General features: G+C 69.3%; 10 protein-coding genes and 1 pseudogene. 7 read left to right on the top strand and 4 right to left on the bottom strand.

Going from position 1 to position 12,333, the window contains the following annotated elements; genetic code table 11:
• Nucleotides 1–226: 226 nt before the first annotated feature.
• Nucleotides 227–1,087: an MBL fold metallo-hydrolase gene (locus tag ABZ887_RS50185; RefSeq protein ID WP_361306273.1), complete on the top strand. Its 861-nt coding sequence runs from the start codon at nt 227–229 to the stop codon at nt 1,085–1,087.
• Between the two features lie 334 nt (nt 1,088–1,421).
• Here ABZ887_RS50185 and ABZ887_RS50180 read toward each other — a convergent pair whose 3' ends face one another.
• Nucleotides 1,422–2,117 (bottom strand): haloacid dehalogenase type II, encoded by a 696-nt coding sequence (locus ABZ887_RS50180; RefSeq protein WP_361306271.1) that lies wholly within the window; start codon nt 2,115–2,117, stop codon nt 1,422–1,424.
• Between the two features lie 240 nt (nt 2,118–2,357).
• Nucleotides 2,358–3,095 carry an IclR family transcriptional regulator gene (locus ABZ887_RS50175; protein WP_361306269.1) on the bottom strand — a complete coding sequence of 246 codons (738 nt, stop codon included), beginning with the start codon at nt 3,093–3,095 and terminating at the stop codon, nt 2,358–2,360.
• Nucleotides 3,096–3,253: 158 nt separating this feature from the next.
• Between ABZ887_RS50175 and ABZ887_RS50170 the strand changes: the two genes are divergently transcribed.
• The 4 genes from ABZ887_RS50170 (at nt 3,254) to ABZ887_RS50155 (ending at nt 8,169) form a co-directional block, all read left to right on the top strand.
• Entirely contained in the window at nt 3,254–4,993 is a 1,740-nt protein-coding gene (locus tag ABZ887_RS50170; protein WP_361306267.1) for an IlvD/Edd family dehydratase, read from the top strand.
• A gap of 29 nt (nt 4,994–5,022) precedes the next feature.
• Nucleotides 5,023–5,967, top strand: coding sequence for an acetaldehyde dehydrogenase (acetylating) (locus ABZ887_RS50165; RefSeq protein WP_361306265.1), 945 nt, complete (start codon nt 5,023–5,025; stop codon nt 5,965–5,967).
• Nucleotides 5,964–7,016, top strand: a complete 1,053-nt coding sequence (gene dmpG, locus ABZ887_RS50160) for a 4-hydroxy-2-oxovalerate aldolase (RefSeq protein ID WP_361306263.1) — start codon at nt 5,964–5,966, stop codon at nt 7,014–7,016. Before ABZ887_RS50165 ends, dmpG begins: the two co-directional genes overlap by 4 nt.
• A 424-nt stretch (nt 7,017–7,440) precedes the next feature.
• The gene (locus ABZ887_RS50155; RefSeq protein WP_361306261.1) at nt 7,441–8,169 is read left to right on the top strand and encodes an SDR family NAD(P)-dependent oxidoreductase; all 729 of its coding nucleotides are present in this window, start codon (nt 7,441–7,443) and stop codon (nt 8,167–8,169) included.
• 287 nt (nt 8,170–8,456) lie between these two features.
• Here the strand turns inward: ABZ887_RS50155 and ABZ887_RS50150 are convergent, their stop codons facing one another.
• Nucleotides 8,457–9,065 carry a TetR/AcrR family transcriptional regulator gene (locus tag ABZ887_RS50150; RefSeq protein ID WP_361306259.1) on the bottom strand — a complete coding sequence of 203 codons (609 nt, stop codon included), beginning with the start codon at nt 9,063–9,065 and terminating at the stop codon, nt 8,457–8,459.
• Nucleotides 9,066–9,192: 127 nt separating this feature from the next.
• Here ABZ887_RS50150 and ABZ887_RS50145 point away from each other — a divergent pair, with 127 nt between their 5' ends.
• Nucleotides 9,193–10,035 carry an alpha/beta hydrolase gene (locus ABZ887_RS50145; protein WP_361306257.1) on the top strand — a complete coding sequence of 281 codons (843 nt, stop codon included), beginning with the start codon at nt 9,193–9,195 and terminating at the stop codon, nt 10,033–10,035.
• 988 nt (nt 10,036–11,023) lie between these two features.
• Nucleotides 11,024–11,839, top strand: coding sequence for an oxidoreductase (locus tag ABZ887_RS50140; RefSeq protein WP_361306255.1), 816 nt, complete (start codon nt 11,024–11,026; stop codon nt 11,837–11,839).
• A gap of 149 nt (nt 11,840–11,988) precedes the next feature.
• Here ABZ887_RS50140 and ABZ887_RS50135 read toward each other — a convergent pair.
• A pseudogene (locus ABZ887_RS50135) lies at nt 11,989–12,333 on the bottom strand (AMP-dependent synthetase); the annotation flags it as partial.

Genomic DNA, 12,333 nt, shown 5'->3' with positions numbered 1-12,333 from the left:
CTCCGGGCGAACGCGGGCGCGCGGTCATCGACCTGTTCAGGGTGCGCGACGGAAAGATCGTCGAGCACTGGGACGGCTCACAGGACGTGCCGGAGCAGGCCGCCAACAGCAACACCATGTTCTGACGGCCCGCCGGGGCCGCAGCCGTCGGGCTGCGGCCCCGGCGGCATTTCGGGAACGATCCCGCCTTCCAGCCCTCTTCTCCACGTCCCAGAAGGACGGAAGCATGACGTCATTGCGTTACGAGGTGTTCGTGACCCCCGCGATCGCACAGAGCAGCGGCACCCTGAACCTTCCCGACGGGGAGCCGATGGTGTGGTCGCCCATCTCGACGACCCTGATCTACGGCGAGAGGGACGCCGTTCTCGTCGATCCGCCCTTCACCGTGGACACCGCCCGCGAGGTGCTGGCTTGGGTGGAGAAGACCGGCAGAAACGTCACAGAGATCTACATCACGCACGGCCACGGAGACCACTGGCTGGGTGCTCCCGTCCTGCTCGAACGGTTCCCCGACGCGGTGGTCCGCGCGACGGCCGGGACCCAGGCCCACATGGCGGGCCTGGCCACGCCGGAGTCCCGCGGGCCGTTCTGGGACGTGCTGTTCCCGGGCCGGATCCCTACCGCCCCGGTCGAAGTGCAGGTCGTCGGCGAGGAGGGGCTGAGCCTGGAGGGAAACGTGCTCCTCCCGGTCGAGGTCGGTCACAGCGACGGCGACGACACCACGGTGCTCTGGGTGCCGAGCCTGAAGCTGGCCGTCGCCGGTGATGTCGTCTACAACGGAGTGCATCTGGCGCTCTCGGAATCTGCGGGCGGGGGGCGCGACGCGTGGCGTCGCGCACTCGGCCAGGTGGAAGCGCTCGGAGCGGATTTCGTGGTGGCCGGCCACAAGGACCCGGCTCGGGCGGACGACCCCGCCGACATCGGCCGTACGAAACGCTACCTCGATGACGCGGACCGGCTACTGCGGGGCGAACCCACCCCCATGGAGTACTACGAGGGAATGCTGAGCCTGCACCCGGAGCGCATCAACCCGGGCATCCTGTGGTTCGGCGCCCTCAGTCTCCTGGCCGGTTCCCCGACTCCATAGGCAGGTGACTCGCAGGTGCGTCAAGCGGTCACCTGCAAGGCAGGGAAGAGTCAGGGCAGTTCGACCCCGGATCGGTCCCTGGTATGACCCTGAGGCCCGGGCCGTCCTGCTGCTGAACACCATCCGCTCGATCACACGCACGGACGCGGGCCCAGTGCGCCCGTGCCCGGATTCCTTGCCCGTGGTCCAGGGCATGCACGGATGCGACGAGGAACAGGCCCGCCGCTCCCCGGCCGACGGTGACGACCGGGGAGTGCCGGGCCCGTCTGCTGCGCCGGTGCGCCGGCCTCCAACGAGTGGCTGTGACCGGCGCCTTCCGACGGACGGCGGAGCCTCAGGCGTTCAGGTGGTCGGCCAGCTCCGTCAATGAGGCCACCGAGACATCGGCCTTCGGGTCGGTGCTCGGCGGCCGCAGGACAGCCTTCGAGCCGTACTCCTGCGGACGGTGCACGTAGGCGGTACGCAGACCGCACGCCCGGGCCGCGGCGAGGTCGTCGACGTGCGCGGCGACCATCATGACCTCCTCCGGTTGGAGGCCGAGCAGTCGCGCGGCACCCAGGTAGGCCTCGGGGTCGCCCTTGTAGTGCTCGAAGAGCTCTGCGGACAGCACGGTGTCCCAGGGCAGCCCGGCGTGCTTGGCCATGTTCACGAGCAGCGCGACATGACCGTTGGACAGGGACGCGATGACGAACCGCTTCTTCAGCTGCTCCAGCCCAGGCACCGAGTCGGGCCAGGACTCCAACCGGTGCCAGGCCAGCACGAGTTCGGCGCGCACGCTCTCGGGCGTATCCGGCACCCCGTACTCGGCGAGCAGCTCGTCGAGTGATGCCCGGTGCAACTCGTCGAGGTTCGTCCAGGGCAGCTCGCCGCGCCGCACCCGGTCCAGCGAGGGAAGGTACTGGCTGCGCCATGCGTCGGCGAACGCCTCGGCGTCCACGTCGGGTACCAGTCGGCGGATGTCATGAGCGACGCCCGAGCGCCAGTCCACGACCGTTCCGAACACATCGAATACAAGCGCTCGAATATTCACATGATGACCGTAATACTTTACCCCTGGTGCGCGTCAAACAGTGTCGTTCACGTACTCGGGGCGCCGGATGTGTGAATCGACCGGGTGTTGTGCCCGCGGAGGAGGTCAAGGCCGGGGGCGACGTCCGACAAGGCGTTGACCGCCTTGGTCAATGCCTGCCCAGGTGAAGGAGAGCATTGCGTGAACCCGCAGTCGTCGGGCAACTCCGACAGGTTGCCCAGGACAGGTTGGTCCCGCGGTTCAGGCCCCATCGGAACGGAGCCGCTCACTCAGCACGGCGGCCGCCTCCCGCAGCCGGTCGGTGAGCCGGTCGTGGTGCTGTGCGAAGCGGACGGCGGTCGTCGAGATGCTGAGGGCGGCGACCACCGTTCCCGCCTCGTCCCGGACGGGGGCGGCTACGCACCGGATCTCGGGCGACACGTCGCCCAGGTCGTAGGCGACGCCGTCCCGGCGGATGGCCTCGGCTTCCGCACGGCGCAGGCCTGTGCCCGCGAGCACCTCGGCGGCCCGCTTCTCGGTGAGGGCGGCCCGAGGCTCTGCCCGGTGGGACAGCAGGACCTTGCCCATCGCCGTCCGGTCGGCGGCGAGCCGAGTGCCGGGGCGGGCACCGGTCACGTTGACATGATGGCGGCCGGGCACCGAATCGAGGTAGAGCAGGGCGGAACCGGCCAGCACGCCCAGGTTGCTGGTCTCCCCGGTCTCCGTGGTCAGCGCATGCAGCACTTCCCCCGCTACCTCGCCGACGTCACGCCGCCGCATGCGGACGGCGTTCAGCTCGGTGATGCGGGGACCGAGGCGGTACCGGCCCTGCCCCACCGGGTCCAGCAGCCCGGTGGCGGCGACCGAGACCAACAGTCCGTGCGCAGTGGAGCGCGGCACCTCCAGTTCCCGTGCGACCTCTGCCAGACTCCACTCCGGCCGGGCCACCGTGAACAGCGCGAACAAGTCACCGAGACGCTCGATGGTCTTCAGACCCATCCCTGCCTCCACACACATCGCCGCGATGCACCTTTGCGAGATAGTCGCACGCCGCGCCAAGGGTGTGCGAGATGCGCTGCGATCACTCGCCCCCTGACGGCGACGCCACCACACTTCGAGACCGGATCGAGGGAGATCCGACCCAGCAAGGAGGCACCGTGCCGACAGCAGAGAACCCCCACACATCCCAGACGGAGAGCCGATCGCAGGCCTGGTTCGGTGGAACCGAGAAGATCGCGTTCGCCCGGCGTTCCGGGATGAAGGCGCAGGGGGTGCCGCACCGGATGTTCGACGGTCGCCCCGTCATCGGCATCTGCAACACCTGGTCCGAACTCACGCCGTGCAACGCTCATTTCCGCGACCTCGCCGAGGCCGTCAAGCGCGGCGTGTACGAGGCCGGGGGCTTCCCTGTCGAGTTCCCGGTGATGTCGCTCGGCGAGACACTGATGCGCCCGACGACGATGCTGTACCGCAACCTGGTCAGCATGGACGTCGAGGAGTCCATCCAGGCGAACCCTCTCGACGGAGTCGTCCTGCTCGGGGGCTGCGACAAGACCACGCCCGCTCTCGTCATGGGCGCCGCCAGCGCCGACCTGCCCACGGTGGTGGTATCCGGTGGCCCTACCCTGACCGGCCGCTACCGAGGGCAGCCGCTGCCTTCCGGTACCGCCGTGTACCGCATGAGTGACGAGGTGCGGGCGGGACGGATGAGCGAGGAGGAGTTCGTCCGCGCGGAGTCCTGCATGTGGCGTGCCAACGGTCACTGCAACACGATGGGAACGGCGTCGAGCATGGCCGTTCTCATGGAGGTCCTCGGGCTCGCCCTGCCCGGAAACGCGGCGATCCCCGCCGTCGACGCGCGCCGTCGCGTGCTCGCCCAGGACAGCGGGCGACAGGCCGTGGAACTGGTGCGCAGCGGGACGCGGGTCTCGGACGTCCTGACCCCGGCGGCTTTCCGCAACGCCGTGGTGGCGCTGGCGGCCACCGGCGGTTCGACGAACGCCGTGCTCCACCTGATCGCGATCGCCGGCCGCGTCGGGGTGCCGTTCGGCCTGGACGACATCGATCGGGCAGCGCGGGGCGTGCCGCTCCTGGTGGACCTGCAACCGGCGGGCGAGCACCTCATGGAGGACTTCTTCGAGGCCGGTGGTGTCCCGGTCCTCCTCCACGAGCTGCGCGATGTGCTGGAGGTGGAGGCGGCCACTGTCACCGGCCGTCTCGCTGACAACGTGCCCGCGGAGCGGGACTGGTACGACCCGGTCATCCGTCGCTGGGACGACCCGCTGAAGAAGGGCGCCGGCCTGGCGGTGCTCCGCGGCAACCTCGCCCCCTCGGGCGCGGTGATAAAACCGGCCGCGGCCAGCGAGCACCTGCTCCGCCACGAAGGCCCCGCCATCGTCTTCGAGAACCGCGAGGACCTGTATCGGCGCATCGACGATCCCGACCTGCCCGTCAGCGAGGACTCCGTGCTCGTCCTGCGCAACTCGGGACCACAGGGGTATCCGGGAATGCCCGAGATCGGGAACCTTCCCATCCCCGCCAAGCTGCTGCGCCGCGGGGTCAGCGACATGGTGCGGATCTCCGACGCGCGGATGAGCGGGACCGCGTTCGGGACAGTGGTGCTGCACGTGGCCCCGGAGTCCGCGGCCGGTGGGCCGCTGAGCCTGGTGCGCGACGGTGACCGGATCGCCCTCGACGTCGACCGCCGACGCCTGGACCTGATCGTCGACGACGCAGAGCTGGCCGCCCGGTCCGCCACCACGGCGCCACCGGGCGACGCACCCAGCTCGGGGTACGGCGTCCTCCACCACCGGCACGTCCTCCAGGCCGACCGGGGCGCGGATCTCGACTTCCTCGTGGGCCGCCGGCCTGCAGGCGTCCCCCGTGAGAGCCACTGACCGCATCCCCACCTATCTCAGGAGAAGGAATGGCACGAGTCGTCATCGTCGGCTCCGGCAACATCGGCACCGACCTCGCTTTCAAGGTCATGCGCAGTCCCATACTGGAGCTCGCCGGCGTGGTCGGAATCGACCCGCAGTCCGACGGACTGCGCCGCATGCGCGACCTCGGGATCCGCACCACCGCCGAGGGCGTCGCGGGCATGCTCGCCTGGCCGGACCTCGACGAGATCGAGCTGGCCTTCGACGCCACCTCAGCCTCAGCCCACGCGGACAACACCGCGCCGCTGACCGCGCGCGGGATACAGATGATCGACCTGACGCCCGCAGCGGCCGGCCCCATGGTCGTCCCCTCCGTCAACGGCGGTGACCATGCCGAAGCCGGCGACATCAACATGGTGACCTGCGCCGGCCAGGCGACGATCCCGGTGGTGGCCGCGGTGTCACGGGTGACACCGGTCGAGTACGCGGAGATCGTCGCCTCCATCTCGTCGCGCTCGGCCGGGCCCGGCACCCGGGCCAACATCGACGAGACCACCATCACCACCTCCCGAGCGCTCGAGGTGGTGGGTGGCGCGCGGATAGGGAAGGCCTTCGTGATCCTCAACCCCGCCGACCCACCCGTCCACATGCGCGACACCGTGCACTGCCTGGTCGACGCCGAGACCGACCGCGAGGCTGTCCGCGCCTCGGTCCACGACATGGTCCGGGAGGTGTCCTCGTACGTGCCCGGCTACCGGCTCAAGCACGAGGTGCAGTTCGCGACCATCGGCACCGACGTCCCGCTGCGGGGCATCAGCCCGTCACTCGAGCCGAGGCAGCGACTGCAGGTGACCGCCTTCCTGGAGGTGGAAGGCGCCGCCGACTACCTGCCGGCCTACGCCGGAAACCTCGACATCATGACCGCCGCAGCCGTCGGAGCCGCGGAGCGGCGGCTGCGACGCACCGAGAACCTTGTGGAGCGTGCCTCGTGACCCGAGTCTTCATCCAGGACGTCACCCTGCGCGACGGAATGCACGCCATACGTCACCGCATGGCGCCCGAGACCGTCCGTGAGATCGCGGGCGCACTCGACCGCGCCGGTGTCGATTCGATCGAAATCGCCCACGGCGACGGCCTCGCGGGTTCGACCCTCACGTTCGGCTCCAGCAGTCACACCGACGAGGAGTGGATCCGCGCGGTGACCGAGACCGTCCAGCGAGCCCGGGTCGCCACTTTGCTGGTGCCGGGCCTGGGCAGGGTCGGGGATCTCGAGGCCGCGTTCGAACTCGGCGTCACCTCTGTCCGGGTCGCCACCCACTGCACCGAGCCCGACGTGGCGCTCCAGCACATCGGTCGGGCCCGCGAGCTCGGCATGGACGTGGCCGCGTTCCTGATGATGTCGCACGGCCTCGAACCCAAGGAGCTGGCCGCCTGCGCCCGGACGATGGAGGCCGCCGGGGCGCACTGCGTGTACGTCACCGACTCTGCGGGTCACCTGACCCCTCACGGTGTCCGTGACCGCATCCTCGCCTACCGCGACGTTCTCGACGAACAGACCGAGATCGGCATCCACGCGCACGAGAACCTCTCCCTCTCGGTCGCGAACTCTCTCGCTGCCGTCGAGGCCGGGGCGGTTCGGGTCGACGCGTCGCTCGCCGGGCACGGTGCCGGAGCGGGCAACTGCCCGATCGAGGCGTTCGTCGCGGCCGCGAACCTTTACGGATGGGAGCACGGCTGTGACCTCTGGGCGCTCCAGGACGGGGCCGACGACCTGGTCCGTCCCATCCAGGACCGGCCGGTGCGGGTCGACCGCGAGACCCTGACCCTCGGCTACGTCGGCGTCTACTCCAGCTACCTTCGCCATGCCGAGCACGTGGCGGAACAGAGCGGCCTGTCGACACGGCAGATTCTCGTCGAAGCCGGACGCCGCAAACTCATCGCCGGGCAGGAGGACATGCTGGCCGACATCGCGCTGGAACTCCTTGAGCGGCAGGCTGGGGCCCGCACCACCGGGCTCATCGGTCACGCTGGTGGACATTGATGCCGGCGTCGGCTCCGGGTGCCCACGATCAAGGGGAGCTTCAGATGCTCGCGGACCTCGCTCCTCGACTGTCCGGACACGCTCGTCGGCCGGCTCACCATCCTGGGCTGTTCTGCCGACGTCCGGGCCCGGGCAGACTCCGTCGTCGGCGTCGTACCCCCGACGCCCCGGGTCTGGTCCTCGACTCCCGCACGGTGGCCGGTACGTTCACCGCGGGATGTGTTGACGCTCTGCGGTGCGGGCGATCGTCGGGAAGACCGCGGCGCAGATCCGGAAGGCGGCGCGTGGTCCGGGTGGCCTCGCGGTTCTCGGCCAGTTGCCACGCGTCAGGCCCCCCGCGGCTTCCCCGCTGAGCGACCTGTCAGCCGGCCCGGCCCGTCGGCCGGGTCGGTGCTCACACCATCCCACCGAGCCAGGAGATCTCATGTCGACGATCGCAGGCGCAACAGTTCTGGTGACCGGGGCCAACCGTGGCATCGGGCGGGCGCTGGTCGAGGAAGCGCTGAAGAGAGGCGCACAGCACGTCTACGCCGGTACGCGCCGGCCCTTCGCCCCTTCGGACGAGCGCGTCACGCCCCTGGCCCTGGATGTCACCGACGCCACGCAGATACGGGAGGCCGCCGAGAAGGTCGGCTCCCTCGACATCCTCATCAACAACGCGGGTATCGGGCTCGCCGACGAATTGGTCGATCGCGCCGTGCTCGAACAGCACCTCGCGGTCAATCTCCTCGGCACGCACGACATGACGCAGGCCTTCCTGCCGGCTCTGACTCGTTCCCGGGGAGCCGTCGTCAACATGGCCTCGCTCGCGGCCTGGGCCGCCGTGCCCGCCTCCGCCGGCTACTCGATCTCGAAGGCGGCTGTGTTCTCCCTTTCACAGTCGTGGCGAGCCCTGCTGGCCGGACAGGGCGTGAGCGTGCATACCGTCCTGCCGGGTCCCGTGGACACGGCCATGACCCAGAGCTTCGACATACCGAAGGCGTCAGCGCAGGCCACGGCGCGAAACATCCTCGACGGGGTGGAGAAAGGGGAAGAGGACATCTTCCCCGATCCCCTGTCGCAATCCCTGGCGGACAGCTGGCGCAGCGGCGCGATCAAGGCACTCGAACGCCAATACGCGGCGGCGTACATGCCGGAGACCCACACCTCGTAGCAGTGAGACGGTGGACGGGAGAATCCCGGTGGACGGCATCGGGCTCGAAGTCGATGTGGGTGACCTGCTGACCGCGCCCGGCTAACAGGTGTCTGCGAGCGCCCTGGACCTGCTCGGTGAGCAGGTTCAAGGCGATCCGGCCGATCTGTTGTGTTCGGTGACTTGGGTGGCGCGGTGAAGACGTCCGTCAGGCTCATGAAGTGGGGGCGGCCGTAGCGGTGTCCGGCCTGCGGGCCGATGGACAGCAGACCGGAGCCCCGGTTGTGGCGGCCCTCGAGGCCTCGGGGTCAACTCGCCGGTCTCTCCGCCGCTGACCGGCTGCTGTCCGCGCGTGCCAGTGACGTGAGGATCGCCTCACGGCAGACGTCGAGGATTTCGTCGGCCAGTGGAGAGTCGTCCGGGCACGCCCGCGACAGCACGATGGCGCCGACCGAGTGGGCAAGTGCGTCGATCACCGTGGTGCGGGCTGTGAGCCGGTCCGCGTCCGGCGCCGCGTCGCCTCCGGCCTGGAGGGCTGCCGTCAGGCTCTCAATGCCGACTGCGAACTCCGCCTTGAATTCCTCGGGTTGACGTGCTGCGTCACCGCTGAGGGCCGCGATGGTGCAGCCGTCACTGCGCCCGTCGCGATGTTCCCGGGAGACGTAGGACTCGACGAACTCGGCGACGTCCAGAGCTTCTGCCAGTGACGCGGTCCGTGAGAGCCCGTTCGCGGACGCCTCGGCCATCAGGGCGGCCTTGGAGGGGAAGTTCTTGTAGAACCCGCCATGGGTGAATCCGGCCCCCGCCATCAGTTCTGTCACGCCGACACCGTCGTAGCCGCGCTCACGAAACAGCCGGGCGGCTGTCGCGACGATGTGCGCACGGTTCTGCTCTGCCTGCGCCTTGGTGACCCGCATGTCCAGCCCCTCTCTCCAGCCGACGCCCGACTGCCCACCATACTTTGATGTCGATCGACATCCAAACGGTTGACTTTTTAAATTACGACCATCATCGTAAGGCTGCCGACTACAGAAAGGCACGGCCGTGAGTGACACACATGTGACCGCACCGACTCAGTACATCGAGGTCGACGGGGACCGATTCGCCTACCGGCGCTGGGGGAAGCCCTCCGGCGTTCCGCTCTTCTTCGTCCAGCACTTCCGCGGGGGCATGGACCACTGGGATCCGCTGATGACCGACGGCCTGGCGGAGGGGCGTGAGGTCATCCTGTTCAACGGGCGCGGTCTCGCCTCGTCGTCCGGCACGCCGCGCAACCGGATGGAGGACATGGCCGACGACATCGCCGCGGTCATCCGGGCGCTGGGGCTGGACCAGGTCGACCTGCTCGGTTTCTCGATCGGCGGTTTCCAGGCTCAGGAGGTCGCGCTGCGCCACCCCGAGCTGGTGCGCAAGCTTCTGCTGATCGGCACCGGCCTGCGGGGCGGGGAGGCGGCCGCCGACCCCAAGGCGTTCGCGGAGGTCGCGACGAATCCGGTCCCGACCCTGGACGATTTCCTCTACCTGTTCTTCGGCCGTTCGGAGGCCGCGCAGGAAGCGGGCAAGGCCTTCTGGGAGCGGCGTCACCAGAGGGTCGACCAGGATCCGCCGAGCTCGCCCGAATTCATGATGGCGCAGATCGAGGCGGCCCTCGCCTACGCGCCGCTGCGGCCGGGCGAGACGCCCTTCGTCTACCTGAACGTGATCACCCAGCCGACGCTGGTCCTCAACGGCGAGGACGACGTGATGATCCCCACGATCCACTCCTGGCACCTCGCTCAGCACATTCCCGATGCCCAGCTGATCATCTACCCCGACGCCGGGCACGGAGCGCAGTTCCAGTACCCCGAGCGGTTCCTGAAGCACGCTGTTCAGTTCCTCGACGAGTAGCGTCGGTGGCGCACGTGCCACTCCTGTGGGCGGTGCCGGTTCGCCATGTCGACCGGCGAACTGCCGCAGCCGTCCAGGCCGAACGAGGGTGAGGGCCCGGCGCCGTCTTCGTGCGCGGCAGACGCCGGGTTCGCTGCTTCCGTCGTGATCGTGCGGCTCATGGGGACGGGGTGCCGTCGGTCGGCCGGGGCAAGAGGGGGTGGTCGCGGATCGCGAACTCCTTCGGCCGGCACCTCGCCCAGGCGTTCGGGGTCGGCGAACTGTGTGAACTCCTCGAAATGTCCACGGATGATCCGGCCCTGGATGCCACCCGAGGTCACCTCCGAGGGGGGCCTCGCCCGGCTCCGTCGGGACCGCCGCCAGAAGCGGACCTGACGCCTTCCGGGTGCCGCTCGGGTCGGCGGGGCAGGCTTTCGGGGCATAGCCGAGCGCAGGGGCGCGAGCGTCGACGTGCCCTCGGCCGTCGCGTACCTGTCGGGCCCCGGGCCCGTCGCCTGCGCTTACGTCGAGGCGGCACTCACCGCACTGGGCAAGACGCTCGCCGAGGAGTTCGCCCCTGGGGATCCGCGTCGACACCGCTTCCCCGGGGTTCGTGCGCGACTCTGTCCGCGACAGCCGGGACAAGTTCGGGGGAGGGGTGCCGCCGTTTTCGGTATGGGCATCCCGCCTCCATCGGGCAGGCATGCGGAGCCCCCTGCGTCACCGCGGGCCGGCTCCAATCGTACCGAGGGAGTTTGCGCCCCTCACCACCAACCTCCTGCGCGATGTCGCCGACGATGTCGCGGGCGCGGACCATCCGGTCGGCGGCCATCGCCACCAGGTCGGCTGCCCGCGCCCATTGCGGTGTGGGACCGGGTGCGGAAGGGAGCGGCGGCGTTTGCCGCACACCCGGCGGGGTTGCGGGGTGGCGTCGGGTGTGATCGAGGCGCCCGCAGTGAGCGCCTGTTATTGTCGTATGGTCGTAATATAAAAGATTCGGGAGCGGGACATGACGACGGATCGGCCGGTGGCGCTCGTGACGGGCGCGTCCTCGGGAATCGGCAAGGCGACGGCGCATGCGCTCGCCGAGGCGGGGTTCGACGCGATAGGGACGAGCCGAAAGGGGGCGGACGGCCCGTCCCGCGGCGGTGTGACGCTCCTCGGGCTCGACGTGACCAGCGTCGACTCGGTGAACAATGCCGTCCGGCAGGTGATCGAGGAGTTCGGGCGCATCGACGTCCTGGTCAACAACGCCGGGGTCGGGACCAACGGCGCAGCCGAGGAGATCTCGGTCGCACAGGCGCAGAGCGTCTTCGATGTGAACGTCTTCGGCCTCATGCGCATGACCAAAGCCGTCCTGCCGTACATGCGCGGCCGGGGTTACGGACGCATCGTCAACATCTCTTCAGTGGGCGGGTTCGCCCCCAACCCCTTCATGTCCGTCTACATCGCCTCCAAGCACGCGGTCGAGGGCTACTCCGAATCCCTGGACCACGAGGTCCGCGAGTACGGCGTTCGGGTGCTGCGCGTCCAGCCCGGCCCCGTCAACACCCCGTTCGACACGAACATGGTGCACGCCGACACCCCTCTGCCGTTGTACGCGCGGCGACGGGCCGTCTTCGACGAGGTGGTGGAGGAACAGATGCGCAGTGGCGACGATCCCGCTGTCGTCGCCAAGGCGGTCGTCGCGGCAGCGACCGACCCGAAACCCAAGCTGAGCTATCCCGCAGGCTCGATCGCCGCACGCGTCAGCGTGCTGCGCCGTATCGTCCCCGCCCGGGCCTTCGACAAGAGCGTCCGGAAACTCAACCGGATGGTCGACTGACGGCCACCTGCGGGAACTCGCCGACGGTGCCTGTACCTGCGGTGAGTTCCCGCACGGCGCACTCGGCGGAACCGTCGGCGAGCGTTGGCGACGGGAACAGCAGCCGACTCCGTGTGCTGCTGCACGACGGTGCCGTCCGTCCGCGGTCGTCACGCCCCGGCGGAGGCGTGGCTCGCTCGCAGTGCGACCTTGTCGATCTTGCCGACAGCGTTCTTGGGGATGGCCTCCACCACGATGTACGAGGTGGGACGCTTGTAGCCGGTGAGATGCTGCGCGCAGAGCTTTTGGAGCTCCGCGGGATCGACCGTCACGCCTGGCCGCGGCTGGATGTAGGCGATGACCACCTCGCCCCATTTCTCGTCCGGAATCCCGATCACCGCGGCCTCCAGAACGGAGCGGTCGCCCGCCAGCACGTCCTCGATCTCCTTGGGGTAGATGTTCTCCCCACCTCGGATGATCATGTCCTTCGACCGCCCGACCAGGGTCAGGTATCC

This window comes from Streptomyces sp. NPDC047061, assembly GCF_040643955.1.
In the GTDB taxonomy this organism is placed as follows: domain Bacteria; phylum Actinomycetota; class Actinomycetes; order Streptomycetales; family Streptomycetaceae; genus Streptomyces.
Note: the sequence above shows the minus strand (reverse complement) of the source record. Positions and strands in the feature narration are given on the sequence as shown.